Raw genomic sequence first — 20,450 nt, 5'->3', positions numbered from 1 at the left:
AAATGTCTAGTGAGCCTATGCGTAGACATACAAAACAAAAAGAAATAGTACTCTCCTACTTACGCGAGTCTCGTAATTTTGTTTCTGCACAAGATTTGCACCGAATACTCGCCAAAGACGGGGAGATTATTGGCTTAGCAACAGTGTATCGTCAACTTAATTCTTTAACTCAAAGCGGCGAAGTAGATACCGTGCGCTTTAATGGACAGCAATTATTCCGTATTTGCGATGAAAATACTCATCACCATCATTTAGTGTGCGAACGTTGCGGAAAAACCGTCGACATTGAGCCGCCTGACGACGAAGGATGGATTCATAAAGTAGCTGAATCTCACGGGTACACTGTGGTGGATCATACGCTAGAAGTATTTGGCTTATGCGAAAGCTGCCGCGAAGAAGATAAGTAACCTGTACGCGTCTTTAAGACACGTACAGGTTGGTTTCTGCGCTAGTAACGCTCAATGACGTTTTTTCGTTACTGACGCAGTCAGCGTACTGCACAAGTAACACTCAATACCGTTCTTTCGTTACTCCTGCAGATTACGTTCTGCGCGAATAACGTATTTTTACGTTCTTGTCGTTACTGGCGCAGATGAGTACTCTCACATCACCCTTTATTCCACATATTCATTTTTTAATTTTATTAATAAACAAATAATCCTCAATTTTATTGAAACTATGCTTTTGTAGCTTATTATATTCTGTTGCATTCAACTTAAATTTTGTATATGACTTTTACTTGCTATTTTTTAAAAATAAACCCTCTCGTTTTCCTATGTGCAAAAGCGTTTTCTTCAAACTTTTTGGAGTAATCTTTTTGATGGAATTAAATAGCAATTCTTTTTCTTCATCACTAATTGTCAAATCCGTACAATCATTTATAAGAGACTTCTTTTTAAAAATAGCTTTCACGATGTTCAAAGTATTATCATTTTTCTTAGCTTCTTCTAAAGATTTATTGACATCTTCATCCCTATAAATGATAGACAATGCACTCAAATCACTTCCTATAGTTCCAACGATTTTAACCATGTGCTCATACTCATCTTTATTGTATGGATATAATCTGCAGAGATACTTACAAGCTCCAATTATTGTTGCGTGATTACCTATAGCCTTAGCTCTTGCCAATAAACTTCTAAGTTTTCTTTTTGCACGTTTCTTTAAAAATGGAATTTTACAGTCTATTGCCAAAGACCTAAGTTCACATTCTTGTGCAATGACTTCGTTACTCTTATACAATTCTTCATCACGAATAAACATGCTATTCACAAGTGCAAAACGAATCCTAACTAAAAGCAATAAACCGTATTTTCTTCTTAATAACGGAACTTTTAAAGAAAGGCTCGATGGAACACGCATTTGCAACGAAGACACATATTCGATTTTTGAATCTGCTAAATATTGGCGCCTGTCTATAGATGACAATCCGTATTTCTTTGCTGTTTTCTTTAGTTCTTTCGCAAGTTGACGATATTTATCAAAATCCGCACTTTCTCTTGCAAGGGAAATCCTCGCTTTTAGCAATATAATTCTTTCTTTACTAGTTAATGAATTACAATCATCATCATCGTATTTTTCAGACAACTTTTCAATCATACATTTCAAATCTTTATTTTGCCCAGTTCTTTGCAAAAGCAACATCCAGAATATTTCTTTATTAAAAGATATATTTTTCGCATCAATGTTTGACTCAATTTCTTTTAAAAATTTTTCTTTTTCTTCTGTAGAAACTGAGCTGTCCTTAGTTAGTTCACGAATATGATCAACAATATCACTGCCGCCATCAAAAGTTGATAACACATTCATCAACTCATCTTTCATATTGGATGGATATCCTGTTATCTTGACTACATTATGCAATGATGAAGCATTTTCTTCTGTTAGCTTATCAATTTCAGATTCTTTAGGATTTCCAACCGTCCAGAAAAATTTTCTGTCCTCATAATGACTATTTCGCAAAATCGGAAAATAATCCACATCTCTTCCGCTATATCCCCAAATACACACGTCATGCGTCTTAATATTACTTTTTACATAATCTGCAAAATCGCTTTTTTTGGAAATACCTGGCATTGTTGTTGCAATATCATCTTTTGTTACTATATTCCCTGAATTTTCTCTTAAATTTCCATGCAATTTACAGATTACTACTTGTGATTCAAGTGATTCATCAGTTGGACAATCAACATAAACAAGATGGGGCAGTCTAAGCTTTTCGCAAGATGATTCGAACATTTTATCATAATTCATGGTAAAAATTGGAACCTTTGCAAAATATGAATAAGCTACTATGAAATAATGTATTATATTTGGTTGCGGTTCATAGTCCTTCGTGAAATGATCTTTTTTAAGACAATTCCACATTTCTAAAACACGGTCATCCCCTGTACATTCCAGTAGTACTGAATAAAATAGCTCTGGTTGAACTATTTTACAAATATAATCTTTACGAGACATTTCTTTTTGTGGGACACACCAACCACATTTATCAAATTCCATCAAGAATTTATCACAAGTATGTTGTAAGACATCATCAACTTTTGCAACCCCAGATTCAATGCTGATTCCTGATCCAGTAAAAAATAAACCTCTTTCTTTCATCAAACAATCAAGCAATTCTTCTTTATCTTTTTTATTACTATCTTCAAATACGATATCATTCACCATCACAATCTCCTTTGAGAAAATTTTGACAATAATCTAAATATTTTAATTTTTATGAAGAATACAAAATCTATAAAAACTTCAATGTTACATATCTAAAACGTGAATTATACTCACTACTTTATTTTTCGCAAAAGTTTATATATTTATATATGTATTACAACAATGTTTGGGCTGTGCCTTATAACACAGAATATCCAGAAGCTCAGCTTTACACACTTTTGGAGTTATAGCCCAAGCTCGGTTATAAACCAAAGGTGTGTAAAAAATCTTGTCTTAGACCTTGTAATGCAAGCGTTTTGCTGTAATCGAATCTGTTTTCTGCACATTCGCCGCTAGGAAAAATGTTTTCCAAATCTGCGAAAAGCGACAGAAACTTTACAGCGTTGTAAAGAAAAATGTCGGAAAATCCCCGGCAAATGTTCCACAAAATGTCCGATAAGGCAGACTAAGCTTGCGTTGAAAGCACACAGTGCTTTCAACCATAAGCAAGCTAGGCACTCTGAAAAATCTTGAAATGCACTATGCTATTTCAAGATTTCATCGTGCCCCCGACGCGACTCGAACGCGCAACCAACGGATTAGAAGGCCGTTGCTCTATCCTTTGAGCTACAGAGGCAAACAAATGGTTATTATACCAAAAAACTGTTATCAACGCGCCATAAAATTATAAATATCAAACGTTTATATAAAAATTGTTATTCAATAATCCACGCAAGTGACATCAACACTGCAAGAAAGAACACATTGACAATAGTATACGTGAGCAAATAACGCCCACGGTAATGCGAATACTGGTGCGTAATTCCCTTATAAGAAATAAGCGAAGCCATAGAAGCAATCAAAGTACCCATTCCACCAAGATTCGTGCCAATAATAAGAAGCTTCCACTGATCACAGAATCCAGAAAGCAGAATTGTCGTTGGTACATTACTAATAAATTGGCTTGAAGCAATAGAAACTTCCATCGGATGCGCACCAACCCACATTTGCGCAAGATCGCTAAATCCAGAAACTCGGCGCATATTGCCAATAAAAACAAAGAACATAATAAACGTGAGTGGCAAAGCCCAATCTAAAACACGGAATACGTGGCGGTCGCAAACAAGAAAAGCTGCAACCATAATAAGCACCATAATCCAGTCAGGAATCCATCCACTAACACCACACAAGCAAACGACAAACAGCAAACTATAAACAGCAACACGCCAGCGAGTAAAATTCATGCCGTAACCCATAACACGAATTTCATCAGGCTGCGGATGACCATGCGAAGGAGCCAACACGCTTTGTTCAATATCGTCACCGTGCAAACCTGCAAACTGGTCAACTGTGCGCGACTTAAAGAATACGAATGCAAACACGATCATCAACAGTGCTGCTGTAATCGTATAAGGAGCCATAATCTTCAAAAAATCTTGCGTAGACATATGAGTCAACGCCTTTAAATACAGATTGTGAGCATTGCCAATAGGAGTGAGCATACTTCCAACATTGGCACCAATGGTCATAAGCGTAATTACAAGAATTGACTGCTTTTCAGCATTCGCCATTACGAGCACAGATAGCGCAAAAGGCACAAAAGTAACCAAAGCAACGTCGTTCGTGATCCACATTGCTGAAAAGAATGTTAACGACATAAGCACGAGCACCAAGCCGCGCTCAGTGCGCACATGCCTTAGCAAACGCGCACCAATAGATCGAAACACACCAATGCGCTGGAACCCGCACACAACCATCATAAGACACACTAATTGCGAAATAGTGTTGACATGAATATAACTCAAATATTGCGGATCTGGAGGTACAAAAAAACAAGAAATAACCGCTAAAATTGCGGCAACAATAAGAATGGTTTCACACTTGACCAGATTCAACAGCCAGCGCTTCATCATTCCTCCGTAACGCAATAGACACAATGGTTCTATTGTACTAGAAACCCAGTCCTACAATCGGGTTAAATTCCCGACAAAATCGTTGCAATAACAATAAATTAGCAACTATTAATAGCGTGATTTAGCCTAAAGTAGCTAACACAAAATTCCGCCCTTTTTTATGACACGCGCATTGCAAAAATTGCGTTTAAAGACAAGATTGCGTATATCATATTAAAACAAAGAATTTGTTGTCTACACAAGAAGCGAATTATGGCAGAAATAAACAAAACAGAAGATCAGAAGCTTGAACAAAAACTTGCTCGTCAAAAGCATCTTCGTGAAAACCACAAGCGCAATACTGCAGATTTAGTTGTTGAATGCTTGGTAAACGAAGGCGTTGAAGTAGTATTCGGTATTCCAGGTGAGGAAAATATTCCGCTTCTTGAAGCAATTGAGCGCGATGGACGAATTCGTTTTGTGCTTACTCGCCACGAGCAGGGCGCTGGTTTTATGGCAGCAACATACGCTCATATTACTGGAAAACCGGGCGTATGCTTGGCAACTCTAGGTCCTGGCGCATTGAATTTAACGCTTCCTGTAGCTCAAGCAAACGCAAGCACTACACCGCTTGTAGCGATTTGCGCACAAGGTAATGTTTCTAGGCTTTATAAGGAATCTCACCAAATTATTGATTTGGTTGCGCTCTTCCAGCCAATTACGCAATGGTCTTCTATGATGCTTGCTCCAGAATCTGCGCCGGAAATGGTCAGAAAAGCTTTCTCTATTGCCGGTCGCAACCGTCCGGGAGCCACGTGCCTTGTTATTCCGGAAGATATTAGCGAAATGCCAGCACCTGACGACGCAAAGTCTCTTCCACTTCCTCATCCTCTGCATATTATGCCAGCGCCCGACACTATTGAAGAAGCTGCAAAAATTATTAGTCAAGCAAAGCAACCTATTATTTTGGCTGGAAACGGCGTTGCGCGCTCTCACGCTGAGGCTCAGCTTCTTGCGTTTGCTGAGCAGCTTAATGTGCCAGTTGCAACTACTTTCGAAGGAAAGGGCGTTTTCCCAGATAATCATCCGAATGCACTTGGCGTAGTCGGCTTCATGCATCGCGATTACGAGAACTTCGCGTTTGATACTGCTGATTTGATTATTGCTGTCGGCTTCTCAATTCAGCAGTTCGACCCGAAGAAAATCAACCCAAATATTGATAAAACTATTATTCACATCAATACTTTTGTGGAAGATACCGACGCGCACTACCCTACTGCGCTGAATATTATGGCGAATATTGGCCAAACGCTTAAAACTCTTACAGAAGTATTAAAGACACGCAACATCACTTTCGACGTAAGCCACCCACGTATTCGACAACTGCTTACGGAAGAATTACATTCTTGCGAAAACGACGAAAGCATGCCAATGAAACCGCAGCGCGTAGTTTACGATATTCGCCGCGCTGTTCCTGAAGGCACGAAGGTACTTGTAGATACAGGCGCTTTGAAAATGTGGATGGCACGCTTGTACCCAACTATGCACCCGAATACTTGCATAATCGACAACAGTCTTTCAACTATGGCTTGGACGCTTCCGGGAGCTGTTGGAGCTTCGTTTATTCGCGATAATTCCGGCAAAATTAACACGAAACCGGTTTTGGCTGTGATGGGCGACGGAAGCTTTATGATGAACGTGCAGGAAATTGAAACTGCAGTGCGCGTTGGCAGCCGAATGGTAGTTCTTGTTTGGGAAGATAACGCTTATGGCTTAATTAAGTGGAAGATGGAACTTCATGCAGGCGAGCACGAATACGTTGATTTCCATAATCCGGATGTGCCAAAACTAGCTGAAAGCTTTGGCGCGCGCGGTCATGCTGTTAAAAAGCCGGAGGATTTGTACAACATGCTGCGTGAAGCACTGGATCAGAAAAACGGTGTCGATGTGATTTCCTGCCCAGTTGATTACAGCGAGAATATGAAGCTTATTGAAAAACTCGGCGATATTGACTTTAGTAACTAAAATATATTTATACTGAAAAAATATACGCATTAATTTATACGCATTAAATATAAATACGACCGAGAAAGTTTGTGAACAACCATAAACAAACCCGGTCGTATTTAAATGTTATTTCAATATAGAAAGCATGTTGGTAAAAATAAATTTTGCTAATCTACAACATGCAAAGTACGATAAATGTAATTTTTATATTTTTCGGGATTAAGCCTACTACATATTTCAACATTCGGAGTTTTACCAGAGAAGAAATTAGCATCAACAAGAACTGAGCCATAACTTGGTCCAGGAGTTGCATCAACTTGGCAATAATATTTTGTGCACTCGCTTATACATTCAGGATATAACGCAGCGGCAACAGCAGATGGATCAGCCATATCTAGATAAGCATCCCCAAAACGGCTAACATTCATTTCCATTAATTCCCTATTACAATCAATGACAAACTTACCGAGTTCTCCACTTTTGCGAATATTAGCAATTTCTTGTGGATTCAGCATACATTCTCCCAAGCATGCGTCCCATCCAACAAACATAATATTTTTAAGACCAGAATCAACTAATATCTTTGCAGCTTCTGCATCTTGCCAAATATTAAATTCTGCTACAGGAGAAACATTTCCACGACCTAAACCAGCAGATCCCATAACGACTATGCGACCAACTTTTTTCATCGCTTCATAATCAACCTTAATAGCTAGAGCAATGTTAGTTAATGGTCCTAATGCAATAATATCTATTTCACCATCTTCACTGTTTCTCAAAGTTTCGATCATTTTCAAAACAGCATTACCATTACTTTCTTTCAAACGATGAGGAACTAGACCAATATCACCCATTCCATCTCTACCATGAGTTTCATGAGCATAAGCCAAATCGCGTAACAGCATGCTTCTGCTTCCTTTATATACAGGTGGCTCATATGAACCAGCATGCTCGATAGTAGTAAGCGTATTAATAGTCGCTTGTTCCATGCACACGTTTCCTGATACAGTGCAAAACATTAATATCTCATATCTAGGATCATTTAAAGCCATGGCGATTGCCATAGCATCATCCGAACCACAATCTGTATCTATTATTATTTTCTTTTTAGAATAAATTCCTTTATTTTCCATAAACTCTCAACATCCTATCAATTAATAGAAACTGTAGTTTCAGATGTAACTAACTTTAGCGTGCAGCTGAAGCAACACATACTGCAAGCATTATAAAACCAAATGTTATTTATATACGCAAGCGCGTATATGCCGTATATATGTCATATACTCGCGAAAATTTATCAAAAACACTAAATATTAATTTACAAACTTTATAAAGGTATCTTATAATCCATGAAAAGATTATATTTGTAGTAATAAAATAGGAGGTAGTTGCATGAAACAGATAATTAAATCATTCAAGGAAGAATTTACTACTGCTGCAGTTGTCACAATACCATTATGTGTTGCTATTAATTATATTTCTGGCACTATAGCTGGCGTACTAAAACTACCTATCTTCCTTGATACTATAGGCACTTTATTTGCATGCATGGTTTTTGGACCACTTGTAGGAATAATAACTGGAATGCTATCTTCAATAGTTTCATCAATCACTATGCCAACCATGCTTCCATTTATAGTGGTCAATATTGCTCTGGCCTTATGCGCTGGCATTCTAGCAAAACATAAAATGTTTTCAAATTATATGAAAATTTTTATTTCTTCAATAATCATGGCAATAGTATCCATTATTATTGCGGCACCGATAGTAGTAATAGTATTTAGCGGGTTTACTGGCGGAGGATCATCTATGATAGCGGGTTTAATAACTGCATCTGGAGTGAATATTTGGATTTCTGTATTCTCTGCTGAAGGATTCTTTACTTGGGCTGATAGAATATTAACAATCATTATATGTTTAAGCGTTATAAAATGCTTGCCCAATAAATTACTGCTTCTTTTCCCATTAGGTTCACTTTACTTAAAAAATTCAGATTCTGAATAGTAAAAATTAAATCGAGTCTACTATATACAGACAAAGATAAAAGTAATTATGCACATGCATTATATAGATACTATTAATCAAGTAAAAAATACAAATACGTTTGTAACGCTGTATCCTACAACAAAATTTATATTGACCATATATTTGATAATAGTAGACATTATATTAAATACTTTTTCATTCACATTATACTATTTACGACTTTTATTGTTCCCCTATTTTCTTGCTCTACTTATTCTGATGATTCTATGCGGAATAAAAAAGAATGGATATAAACTTGTAGCAAGTATAGCCATGTTCTCATTATTTGTTGCAATATTTCAAGTTGCTTTCTATAGACAAGGAAATGCAATATTAAATCTTAATTTTTTGCAAATTACAGATACAGCATTGTCTAATTCTATAACGCTTGGAATGAATACCTTAAACATATCAACTATAGTCATATGGTTTTTCCAAATAACTGATATAGAAGATATTACAATATCTTTAAGCAAACTTGGGATGAGCAATAAAATATGTTTCATAATACTTTCTACTTTCCAAACTATTGATTATTTACAAATGCAAATTAAAGCAATCATAATCTCGCAAAAAAGTCGTGGAATAAACTTTAATGGAAATTTAATACGTAGAATTGGCACATTTACTTCGATTTTGCTTCCAGCATTTATTACTTCACTAATAAACATAGAGCAGCGCATAATGATGCTTGATTCAAGAAATTTTTTTAGTTCAGAAAAAAAGACATATATTAAACAGGTTAATCATAATGGTCACGAAAAATTAGTACTAGCAATAGGAACAATTACACTAGTTTTTCTTATTCTAGGAAGAGTAATTTATGGTTATCTCATATAATATTTGCGATTTTTCATACACTTATCCACTTACTTCAAAACCAGCTTTAAGTAACATAACAATACAGATAGAATCAGGGAAAATATATGGAGTAATTGGAGCTAACGCTTCAGGTAAATCAAGTCTATGCTTATCTCTTAAGGGTTATATTCCTCATTTCTATAAGGGAGAATATTCTGGAAAAATACTATTAAACAACACGATTGATTTAGTAAAATCTGATGAAAGTGGCAGCATAGGCTTTGTATTTAGCGATCCTTTTTCACAGTTAAGTCATATTAAAAAAACCGTATTTGAAGAAATTGCATTCAGCTTAGAAAATCGCAACACCCCTACTCAACAAATAGAGAGTCGAGTTACACAAGTTATGCAATTACTTAACATAGAACAGCTTGCGCTTCAAAACCCACTAAGCCTATCTGGCGGGCAAATTCAACGCGTTGCAATCGCTTGCGTTATAGTGAATAATCCAGAAATACTAATTCTTGACGAACCTACTCTACAACTTGATCCAAAAGAAACTAAGAATATTTATAATTTTCTACAAAAATACAAAGATGAAGGACATACTGTAATAATTAGTGAACAAGATACAAATTTGTTAGCAGAATATGCAGATAATATTATTGTTCTTCAAAATGGTTTTATAACCCATTATGGGAATAAATATGATGTTTTTTATGATGAAACCTTCCCTTCTGACTGTATTGATATTCCAGAAGTCGTCAAAATTGTAAAAAAGTTACGTAATTTTGATATTCAAATAACGCCTAACATAACAGATATAAGCAAATTAATAGTTTTATTGAAGGAGAAATGCAATGAGCACCGCAATTAAATTGGACGATGTAAGTTTTCAATATCCTTCAAATGAAAAAATAAAAAATAAGAACAATAATAAACAAGAAAAATCATGCAAAATTCTAAAACACGTAAATGTAGAATTCGAAAGTGGTGAAGTATGCGCAATAATAGGTAGCAATGGAGCAGGGAAAAGCACTTTAGCCAGAATAATAGACAATTTATTACAGCCAACTTCTGGTGACATAACTATCGAAGGAAAACAATATAAAACATTAAAGCAACACGATATTACATCACTCGTTGGTTATATTTTTCAGAATCCAAATGATCAAATTTTTAACAGCACTGTGCATAAAGAGATTACATATGGGATAAAGAATATAAACAATGATCTTTACCGTCGCATTGTGAATCTTACTGGTTTAAACGATAAAGAAAATACAAACCCATTTAATTTGTCATTCTCTGAAAGAAAATTTATTAACATTGCATCTGCACTGCTAAGAGAACCACATATTATTATTATGGATGAAGTGACTGGCGGGTTGGATAAGCTACAAAAAATGCGACTTGTAAAAATACTTAATTATTTACATACGATAAATGTAACAGTATTATTTATTACCCATGACATGGAATTTGCATACAAAAATTGTCAAAATGCTCTCATACTTGATAATGGAAATGTGCTATACAAAGGGAGCATCGAATCTGCATTTCAGAATGTAGAAATAGTAAGACGCGCGCATATTGACCAACCAATCATAGTGCAGATAATGAATGCGCTCGAAATTAACTATATAAATACAGATAATCCTATATGTGCTTTAGCTAAATATATTGCAAATCGCAATAATCATTAATGTATGTGCAATCACAAGTATCAAAATATAAACAAAAATATCAATATTAAGATGCAATGTGAATGCGCAATGAGCATAGCTGAAAAGGATGTAATTCTATATTTAACACGTCATTATTCTTGTGCAAAGCTACAGGCATACCGTGCAACACGGGCATTTCCATAAGATCCACTTCTTCAATCGAAGCCGCACGCAAGATTTTATTGAGTTTTATTTGCCCACTTGCGCAGCCACCACATGGCTCGTAAATACGCAAAATTATATCTCCAGAACAATCGTCAGCTAGCTTAACCCAATCTAATGCAATTAGACCTGAGTTTCTATGAATCGTAAACAGCGGATCTACATCTGGAAGCTTATCAATAATTGGCGAATTCAAAAAATCAGCTATACTTAGCACTGAATCCATATTTGCATCAGCAATAAATGACCAAGTAAATTCATGCTTACCTTGATCCGTATTTGGATCTGGGTAAAGAGGCGCAGAAAGCAAAGATAATCTGAGCATAGTTCCACAAGATGAAACATAATCGCCAATAGGAGCAGCATCAGCGCCATAAGTAGACGAATTCGCAACTGCAACAGCATAAGAGGAATCTTCTATACGAACAAACCTATGCGTGCATGATTCAAATTTTGCGTCATCACTACGAGTATTTTTTACTATTGGACGTTCAACTAAACCATATTGACACTCATATTGCGCATTATTTGAACATATAGATGTTGGCATATCTACTTTCAAAAATTGCTCTTTAGCTTTCCAATCAACTTGTGCATGGAAATCAAGTCGTTTAACACATGGCTCTAAAATTATATTTGTTTTAATCTTTATATCTTTTTTACATGCCAAGATTTCAACAGACACACCGCCCGATAAAAGTTCTTTAACATCAGCAATTGAGGAATCATCAATCTTACGATTCCTCATAAATGCATCTCTATCAACATCCCACGCATCCCATTGATACGGCTCATCTTTTAGTATCTCGTATTGCGCCATGCGATAACCAGATGGAATTAGCTCGCGATTAAATTTAATATCTTTAACAGAAGATACTGTGCCATCGCGTTCAATAATCACACTTAAAACACTATTATTAAGAATTATTCCACCATCATTTTTGTGTTTTACAGTTGTTTTATTATTTTTACCGCTTTCATTGCATTGATATAAATTCCAAGCGACCTCATTTTTACCTGTATAAGTCAATAACTTTACATTTTCACGCATACTAATCGCGCTAATAGTGCCAGTCGCACTGTTAGCTTTTACAATCGCATGAGCAATATCTGAGATAATCTTACGTAAACAAGAAATATCTCTAGCATATTCTTCTCTAGCTTGCCTATGAACCCATGCAATAGCAGAGCCTGGAAGAATATCGTGGAACTGGTTCAGTAATAAAGTCTTCCAAATTCTAGTAAGCTCATTGCTATTAAAACGGTATTCTGGCGCATAAACTCGAGCTAAAACAACAAGATATTCAGCTACGCGCAACAATGATTCCTCCATGCGGCAATAGCGCTTCATATCTTGCTGAGAAGTAAGAGTTTTCCTATGCAACTCTAGATAAAGCTCACCTTTAAACACTGGTGTATTACCATTTGAATCGTCAACAATATCTTTTCGTATTTTTTCAAACAACTCATCAGGAGTGCCGAAATCAACTCTAGGAGCACCCTCTAAATTACAATCACGCCTAATACGAGCAGTCATTTCGCGAGTAGGTCCGCCACCGCCATCGCCAAAACCGTATAACAATATTGCGTGATCAGATAAATCTTTATCCAAAAAATTGCGTTGAGAATAAACTAACTCATGCATGCTCACAGCTGAAGCATAAGTATTAGATGGAGGAAAATGAGCTAAAATCCTAGAACCGTCTATTCCTTCCCAAAGGAATGAATGATGCGGGAATTTAGTGGTATCGTTCCAAGAAATCTTTTGAGTTAAAAACCAATCAAATCCAGCGCGGCGAGCAAGTTGAGGCAATGCTCCAGTATAGCCAAAACTGTCTGGGAGCCAAATGCCATGAGGTTCAACACCAAGATGCTCCTTAAAATAGCGCTTACCAAAAGTCATTTGGCGAATTAAAGATTCACCGCATGGCATCATTACATCGGACTCAACCCACATACCACCGACAGGTATAAAACGTCCTTCCTTAATCCTATTTTTCATACGCTCAAACAAATCGGGATGCTCGTTTTCTAGCCACTCGTATTGTTGAGCAGAACTCATAGCATAAGTAAAATCAGGATCCTCATCCATAAGAGCTAAAACGTTAGATATTGTGCGTGCAACCTTTCTATGAGTCTCGCGCACAGGCCATTGCCAAGCAGAATCAATATGAGCATGCCCGACAGCCGTATGCTTTATAGAGCTTGCTGCAGCAGGGCAACTTAATACATTAAACAACTCTTTACGAGCATTTTGAACAGTAGAAAAATCATGCTCATCATATGCGTTTAAGGAGAGCTGTAAAGCTTTAGCTAATTTCCAATAACGCGGATTATCATCATTTAATTCGCGCATCAAAGAACTTACAGTCTCAAGATCTATATAATAATCAAAAATATTACGATTAAAAACGGTAACGTCAACATACTTCAACATATATTGGCATTCGGTTTTTCCAGTAGCACAATCTCCTAAATCAGTAGGAGAAAATGGAGCAGATCCTTCAACAAATGGATTGTCTGCAGCTTCTAAATATAAAGTAAAATTACCATTTTCATCAATACTAACAGAACGATTATTATGTTCATCAATCAATGGAACCCAATGATTACAAGGGTTTACAGCTTTGATAACTCTTCCATCGAGATTATATACTAATCCTTCAGCTTGAAAACCAGGAAAAAGATTGCTAATCCAACCTAAATCAACATTTAGCTCAACTTTGTGCCCTTTTACCTTTGAAAAATCAATCGACCCTGTAACTTCAAACCATGTTGTACCCCAAGTTGTTCCCCAAACACCTGGAACATTAAATGAGCTAAACACAATATCGTTTCTTTTTAGCTTAGAAAAGAATTCGTTAGAAGAAATAGGTTCTCCAGCAATCTCATATGCTCGAATTTTACAGTGCGATAAAACAATATTTATATACGGATATAGGCGTTGTTGCATAACTCTTGTACAGCGATTCAACTGCTGCTCAGGTAATAAAAACATTGTTTCTACACTTCTTTCTTACATAGCTACACATTTATATATAAATCGCGTATCTCGGTATATAAAGACAAAACAAGTAATTGATACATCTTATAGAATTTGCGATTGTAAGTTTTTGCGAGCAGCTTCCATTGAAGTAATTTTTCCTAGAAGCTCAAGCTTTTCCTGACCATCCTTGAGTTTCGCCATACGCGCTCTAGCAGCACCGATCCTACGCATATAGCCAATATCAAGAAGGCGAATAAGCAGCTCGTTTGCATACTTACTTTCTGCACTCGTAGCTTTTCGCAAAAAATCTGAAGGAGATCCGTTTGTAACTTGCTGATTCTGTCGATTGCCGGTATCTTCCAATGTATCCGCAGGAGAAGGAAGCGGCAACGGCATTACAGAAAGTTCTGTAATAACGGATTCAAGCAAAGGACCTGCAGCTTTTGTCATCATGTGCAGCCACAATCCTTGCGAAACATTGCCAACTGGCAATCCACCTGCAGCTACAAATGCCTGAAACAGCGTACGAAATACTGGTGTAATAAAATTATTCAAAGTCAATTGCGCAAATAATTTTTCATCAAAAGCAAGCGGAACTTGCAAAAGTAACGCCATAAATTGTTGTTCGCACATAAATACAGCATCATCCACACGATAATAATGCTGATTTTTAGCAGAACTTTTAATAATTCCCATGCGAGAAGCTTTAAAACCTGCATTACGATCGTCATGAATTTGCTGACCAAAAGGCGGAATAACGTTATGCTTTTGCGCATAAGCATCGTCGTCACGCACTTTCAAACGTCTACGCGCAGACTCAACTTCATTGCGCATAACAGCTAAATCAACGCCAATTGAGCGCACGGCTTTGCGCATATACAAGTCAAGCAGCGAACGGTCTCGAATTTGCGCAATAAGAGGAGCGACAGCCTTTATAGCGCCCATTTGACCAGTAGTGTACGAAGTCTCAAAACGATTAATTACTGTGTCAATAACGAAATCGTATAGCGGACTTGCATGTGCAACAAGCGAACGCACAGCGTCGTCACCGCGCTGAATACGCAAATCGCAAGGATCGAGATTATTGTCTGCTACAGCAACAAAAGTTTGCGTCAAAAACGCAGAATCCAAACCAAAAGCGTGTAGCGCAGCCTTTTGACCTGCAGCATCACCGTCGAAAGTAAAAACGATGCGCGAACTTACAGACTGTCCATCTACCTTCAGCGGACCAACAAGCTGAATTGCACCCAAAGAATCGTCTGCAATAAGGCGGCGCACAATTTTTGCATGCTCAACGCCAAACGCAGTTCCGCAAGTTGCAACTGCAGTATCAATACCAGCTAAATGGCATGCCATAACGTCCGTGTAGCCTTCGACAATTACAACTTGACGCTTTTTTACAATATTTGCTTTAGCTAAGTCAATTCCGTACAAAACTTGCGTTTTTCGATACAGTGCAGTATCGGGAGTGTTAATATATTTTGCGCTAATGGAGTCGTCGTCATAAAGCTTTCTTGCACCAAAGCCAAGAGTTCGACCAGTCGAGTCGCGAATAGGCCAAGTTAAGCGACCGCGGAAATAGTCATATATTCCGCGCTGACCGAGTCTAGCGAGACCAGCATCAAGAAGTTCTTGACGCGTAAAACCTTTATTTGCCAAATATCTAACTAAATTATCCCAGCCTTTAGGCGCGTAACCACAAGAAAAACGCGCACTTTGTTGCGGAGTAAAGTTTCGCCCTGCAAGTAATTCGCGCGCAGGAGCTGCCTCTTTAGTGCCGAGATTTGAAACGAAAAACTTTTGCGCTTCTTCATTTGCTTCTAAAAGCCTGGCTCGTTTAGAACCGCGCGCTTGAGAATCATTATTTTGCTCCTGCTTATAATGCATCTCAATGTGATAACGATCTGCTAAAAACTCGACCGCTTCACGAAAATCAATATTCTCTTTTTGCTCAACGTACTTAAATACATCGCCGCCAGCGCCGCAACCGAAACAGTGCCATACTCCCAAGCTTGGTCGCACACTAAAACTTGGCGTTTTTTCATCGTGGAATGGGCAAAGACCTACAAAAGTGCCAGTTCCGGAAGGCTTAAGCGTCACTGTTGCAGACACAATGTCATACAAATCTGCCGCAGCGCGCACGCGCTCAATGTCTTCTTTCACAATCATTCCAACCATGCTATCTAGCTTATCGCAAATCTGCGGCGAGTGGTAAATTTCTTCGCCAGTGCTGGAAACTCCTAGTGGATTCGTTAGCACAAAGCCGCGTGAAGAGTTGTAGCAGAACCGTCTGTAAGACTTGCTACTTGGTCGATTGCAACACGAAGACGCTCATCATCGTTAGTGCACTCGTTCCAATCTCCCACGAATACTTCCTCCATTGCATCGTGCGAGCGCGGCGACTTGCTCATAAATACTTCTACTAAATCTGTCAAAATTTTCTGTTCGCGCTTATAAACTTCACGCTCTCGAGGGGCGATTATAAAGTGCACAGCTAAGCTTTTCAGCATCACAATTTCGTAGGAAGTATTTTCCGGAATCACAAGGTTTGCTCGGTAGCGAACAAGCGGACCGTTGCCATAACGCTCACGCGTAGCGTGCTCAACAGAGCTTGCAAAACGACCAATAAGAGCACTAGTAATATTTTTCAACTGCGCTAGCGCTCGACGAGAACCGTCGAAAGAATTAGGAAACATGTGAAGCGAGCGCAAACGTTTCAAAGCATCCAAAAGTTTATCTACATCCCAACGCTCACCATACCATGCGTGGGTTTCTTCAATAACTTCATCTACAACTTTTGAATCTGCAACTAAAGCCGGATTAAAAGCGCCGGTTACAATCGCATCCTCAATATCATGCACACTGTAAGCAATGTCGTCTGAAAGATCCATTATTTGACATTCCATTGGTTTTGCTTCGCATGGAGCACCAATTTTCAGCCATTCAAACACATCTCGATCATCCGGATATACGCAGAATTTCAAATCACGCTCGCCTTTATCGTGTGCTTTTGCTTCTTCTAATCCCCACGGATACTTCACTGCAGCATCTAATGCTGCGCGCGTAAGATTTACTCCTGCACTACTGCCGTTTTCACGAAAAACTTTCGGTTCCAAGCGCGTAAGTAAGCGAAGAGTTTGTGCGTTTCCTTCAAATCCACCAATATTTTTCGCTAATTCTGCGAGCGCGCGTTCCCCGTTATGGCCAAATGGTGGGTGCCCTAAGTCGTGCGATAAACAAGCGCAATCAACAACATCCGGATCGCATCCAAGCATTGCTGCAATTTGCCTACCAATTTGCGCAACTTCCAAAGTATGTGTCAAGCGAGTGCGAGCAAAATCATCCGAGCCTGCAACTAAAACCTGGCTTTTTGCACCCAATCGACGAAGAGCAGACGAGTGTATGATTCGCGCGCGATCTCGTTCAAAAGGCGTTCTCACACGAGTGTGATGAGGCTCACTCGCCCAGCGCTCAGTATCATGCAAATCGTATTCGCCAACGATCTCATTATCCGATGCAATTACTTCGTCGCACATACAGCACCTCTTTTATTTGCAATTAAGGCTATTTTAACCTTCTAAAACAAGCAGCAACAAACTATATAAGACTTTTTGCGTCCAGTTTTGCAATATCGCTAGAAGATAGCACTTCATAAGCGTTGCGGTAAAGCCGCGGCACGCGAGGCCCAATTCCAGTCATGATTTCGTAGCTGATTGTTCCTGCAGCTTCTGCCCAATCGTCTGCAGTAGGCTCAGCAAATTCCACGCCTCTTCCAGGTCCAAAAAGCGTTACAGTATCGCCTTCTCGAACGCCTAACTCTGAAGCATCTCCTTTTAAATCGACTATGAACTGATCCATACAAACTCGCCCAGAAACGTTCAAAATTCGCGCACCTTTATTGGTTTCTACTCTAACTGGTCCGCCCGGCTTATCAATATGACGAGCACCTTGCATATCAAATCCAGAGGCAGAACGCAAAATTCCGTCAGCGTAGCCAAGCGGCACGATAGCAGTACTCGTATTATTTGGAGTTAAATACGTACGCCCGTAGGAAATTCCATGCCCTTCTTCTACAGCTTTTACAGTGCCAAGTTGCGCTTGAAGCGTCATAGCTGGTTGCAATCCATAAGTTTGCGAATCCCCCATTGCAGGATCCGGCTCGTATCCGTACAAACCAATTCCTGGACGAACAAGTTCAAAATGAATTTCAGGACGATTAAGCGTTGCAGCAGTATTCGCTAAATGGCGGATTTTAGGTGCTAAACCAGCTTCACTCATGCGATTTGTAAACTCGTGGAATTGTTGGATTTGCCGGTCGGTTGCATCTACAAATTCTGGAACGTCCGGCGAATCTGCCACAGCTAAGTGACTCCATTGACCAATAACCTCAATTACACCTTCGCTCGCATACTGCTTTAACTTTGCTAAAGCGGCACTAAAACCTTCTGGCGTAAAACCGTTTCGTCCAAAACCAGTATCGACTTTTACGTGCACGCGAGCAGACTTTGCTAAATTACGTGCAGCAAAAGCTACAGCATCAAGAGAGTCAATAGAGCCTACAGAAATATCGATATCTGCTGTAATCAAATCTGCAAATCTCGTAGTTGGAGCACTAGTAAGCCAAGTGAGAATATGACAACGGCTAGAATCAATACCAGCTGCACGCAAACGTAACGCCTCGTACGGTTGAGCTGTGCCAAGCCAAGTAGCACCTCCAGCTAAAGCCGCGAGCGCACTAGGAATAAGCCCGTGACCGTATCCATCTGCTTTTACGACTCCCATAACTTCCGGCGCATTCTGACCAGGCTGCAAATCTTGCAAAACGCGCGCAACCAAAGTGCGCATATTGTCTCGAAGCGCCTTCAAATCAACAATTACCTGCCCGGGGTATACGCTTAACGCGCGAGCATAGTTTGCTTCTAACATTGCCGCATTACTTGCACTATTACTTACCGCATTACTTAAATCTGTACTCATAACTCACCTAACCGATTTAGTATGCTTTTAATGCTACATGCTCTTTTGCATACTCTCTATAAGCTTTTTAAGAACACATGCGCATTCATATGACATGATTAAGCGTTTGCAACCATTGGTATGCAATACGTACTGCACTGTGTGCGCGATCTGGAATAACAACCAACCCACAACGACTAAACCCTGCACGCGTAATTACTTTTTGCATAATTACGTTATCTGGATGCGTGTCAATGCGTACATTATTATAGTTTTGCTGCACCCAATGCAAGCACGCTGTTGCCATTTTTGGTTTTATTCCCGAAGATGCTAAGCGGTGAATTGTTACATAGGGGGAAATATCATCAAGCCACGCACCGTCAATACTGGCATACACTTCATCAACACCTTCGCATAATGCGAATTGCGCTAGAATACGCTCGTTACATGATTCTGGGTCCTCGTCAACAATCAAATAGAAACGTTTTAAACGAATATCCTCAATAACACTTGAAACAAGTGGAAAACTATTCCCCCACTGATGAGGATTGCCTGTAACACGCATAAATTTGCGAGCATTTTCATAAATATGCTCAATATTTCGCAAGTCACCAAGAGTTGCTTTTCTTAATGTTATATCTTCCATACCAACCTCTAAAAGAAACCAAATAAAACTACGCAAAATTACGCAAAACTAGCTAATTATTACTTACACAAGTTTGCGCTCAAAAGGATCCGAGCTAATTCCCTTCGCTAGAATATCTTTACACCATTGACTAGCACCAAATAAACTGTGGTCTCTATAGTTGCCGCAAGATTCAATAGTTGTTGCAGGAACATCATCCCAGGTGGCATTAAACGCAATAAACTCAAGAGATTCCTTTAAAGCGCGCGCCACATCTTCTGTGCTATGTTCACCCCAAGTTAGCAGATGAAAACCAGTTCTGCAACCAAAAGGCGAGCAATCAATATAGCCATCAATACGCTCGCGAAGTAACACTGCAATCATATGCTCAATTGTGTGCAAAGCTGCAGTAGGAATCGCTTCCTCATTAGGCTGCGTTAAACGAATATCATAGTTGGAAATAACATCCCCATTAGGACCTTTTTGCGTATTGATATAGCGCACATAAGGTGCTTTTACTTTAGTATGATCTAGTTCAAAACTTTCTGGTCTAGGTCTAGACGCATCCTGCTTATTCATAAGTATTCCCTTCACTTAACTACACAATAAACAACGTACTC

At 38.6% G+C, this 20,450-nt stretch carries 15 protein-coding genes and 1 tRNA gene; 6 read left to right on the top strand and 10 right to left on the bottom strand.

Translation table 11 applies throughout. The annotated features are described in order from the left end of the window. The first annotated feature begins 2 nt into the window (after window positions 1–2). Entirely contained in the window at window positions 3–407 is a 405-nt protein-coding gene (locus HXT39_RS01760) for a Fur family transcriptional regulator (RefSeq protein ID WP_004106002.1), read from the top strand. Window positions 408–735: 328 nt separating this feature from the next. Here HXT39_RS01760 and HXT39_RS01755 read toward each other — a convergent pair whose 3' ends face one another. The 3 genes from HXT39_RS01755 to HXT39_RS01745 form a co-directional block, all read right to left on the bottom strand. Continuing rightward, complete coding sequence (locus HXT39_RS01755; protein WP_103013835.1) at window positions 736–2,670, bottom strand: SIR2 family protein; 1,935 nt, start codon at window positions 2,668–2,670, stop codon at window positions 736–738. 543 nt (window positions 2,671–3,213) lie between these two features. Further along, a tRNA-Arg gene (locus tag HXT39_RS01750) sits at window positions 3,214–3,286 on the bottom strand. A 79-nt stretch (window positions 3,287–3,365) separates the two neighbouring features. Then, window positions 3,366–4,559: an SLC13 family permease gene (locus tag HXT39_RS01745; RefSeq protein ID WP_064621705.1), complete on the bottom strand. Its 1,194-nt coding sequence runs from the start codon at window positions 4,557–4,559 to the stop codon at window positions 3,366–3,368. Window positions 4,560–4,814: 255 nt separating this feature from the next. On the opposite strand from HXT39_RS01745, the gene HXT39_RS01740 reads away from it, so the two are divergent. Next, window positions 4,815–6,566, top strand: coding sequence for an acetolactate synthase large subunit (locus tag HXT39_RS01740; RefSeq protein ID WP_076002955.1), 1,752 nt, complete (start codon window positions 4,815–4,817; stop codon window positions 6,564–6,566). Window positions 6,567–6,715: 149 nt separating this feature from the next. Here HXT39_RS01740 and HXT39_RS01735 read toward each other — a convergent pair whose 3' ends face one another. Further along, complete coding sequence (locus tag HXT39_RS01735; RefSeq protein ID WP_012914360.1) at window positions 6,716–7,681, bottom strand: nucleoside hydrolase; 966 nt, start codon at window positions 7,679–7,681, stop codon at window positions 6,716–6,718. Window positions 7,682–7,940: 259 nt separating this feature from the next. On the opposite strand from HXT39_RS01735, the gene HXT39_RS01730 reads away from it, so the two are divergent. Genes HXT39_RS01730 through HXT39_RS01715 form a run of 4 tightly spaced genes read left to right on the top strand, consistent with a single transcriptional unit; the run spans window position 7,941 to window position 11,080 of the window. Beyond that, the gene (locus HXT39_RS01730; protein ID WP_012914361.1) at window positions 7,941–8,552 is read left to right on the top strand and encodes an ECF transporter S component; all 612 of its coding nucleotides are present in this window, start codon (window positions 7,941–7,943) and stop codon (window positions 8,550–8,552) included. 54 nt (window positions 8,553–8,606) lie between these two features. Then, entirely contained in the window at window positions 8,607–9,413 is an 807-nt protein-coding gene (locus tag HXT39_RS01725; protein ID WP_012914362.1) for an energy-coupling factor transporter transmembrane component T, read from the top strand. Beyond that, entirely contained in the window at window positions 9,397–10,251 is an 855-nt protein-coding gene (locus tag HXT39_RS01720) for an energy-coupling factor ABC transporter ATP-binding protein (RefSeq protein WP_041160522.1), read from the top strand. Before HXT39_RS01725 ends, HXT39_RS01720 begins: the two co-directional genes overlap by 17 nt. Beyond that, window positions 10,235–11,080, top strand: coding sequence for an energy-coupling factor ABC transporter ATP-binding protein (locus tag HXT39_RS01715; protein ID WP_012914363.1), 846 nt, complete (start codon window positions 10,235–10,237; stop codon window positions 11,078–11,080). The genes HXT39_RS01720 and HXT39_RS01715 overlap by 17 nt, the downstream gene beginning before the upstream one ends. A gap of 46 nt (window positions 11,081–11,126) precedes the next feature. On the opposite strand, the gene HXT39_RS01710 is transcribed toward HXT39_RS01715, so the two are convergent. The 6 genes from HXT39_RS01710 to HXT39_RS01685 all read right to left on the bottom strand — a co-directional run bounded on the left by HXT39_RS01710 (window position 11,127) and on the right by HXT39_RS01685 (window position 20,409). Then, window positions 11,127–14,261 (bottom strand): alpha-mannosidase, encoded by a 3,135-nt coding sequence (locus HXT39_RS01710; RefSeq protein ID WP_199172873.1) that lies wholly within the window; start codon window positions 14,259–14,261, stop codon window positions 11,127–11,129. A 90-nt stretch (window positions 14,262–14,351) separates the two neighbouring features. Further along, window positions 14,352–16,508 (bottom strand): DNA primase, encoded by a 2,157-nt coding sequence (gene dnaG / locus HXT39_RS01705; RefSeq protein ID WP_369827455.1) that lies wholly within the window; start codon window positions 16,506–16,508, stop codon window positions 14,352–14,354. After that, window positions 16,502–17,785: a deoxyguanosinetriphosphate triphosphohydrolase gene (locus HXT39_RS01700; protein WP_102155718.1), complete on the bottom strand. Its 1,284-nt coding sequence runs from the start codon at window positions 17,783–17,785 to the stop codon at window positions 16,502–16,504. The genes dnaG and HXT39_RS01700 overlap by 7 nt, the downstream gene beginning before the upstream one ends. 61 nt (window positions 17,786–17,846) lie before the next feature. Further along, entirely contained in the window at window positions 17,847–19,226 is a 1,380-nt protein-coding gene (gene alr, locus HXT39_RS01695) for an alanine racemase (RefSeq protein WP_103013834.1), read from the bottom strand. Between the two features lie 85 nt (window positions 19,227–19,311). Beyond that, window positions 19,312–19,851, bottom strand: a complete 540-nt coding sequence (locus HXT39_RS01690; RefSeq protein WP_103013833.1) for an N-acetyltransferase — start codon at window positions 19,849–19,851, stop codon at window positions 19,312–19,314. Window positions 19,852–19,914: 63 nt separating this feature from the next. Further along, window positions 19,915–20,409: an S-ribosylhomocysteine lyase gene (locus HXT39_RS01685; RefSeq protein WP_004118906.1), complete on the bottom strand. Its 495-nt coding sequence runs from the start codon at window positions 20,407–20,409 to the stop codon at window positions 19,915–19,917. Between the last annotated feature and the right edge of the window lie 41 nt (window positions 20,410–20,450).

It is taken from the genome of Gardnerella sp. DNF01159, from assembly GCF_049244215.1.
Lineage (GTDB): Bacteria > Actinomycetota > Actinomycetes > Actinomycetales > Bifidobacteriaceae > Bifidobacterium > Bifidobacterium swidsinskii.
This window is presented reverse-complemented; position numbering and strand designations above follow the sequence as displayed.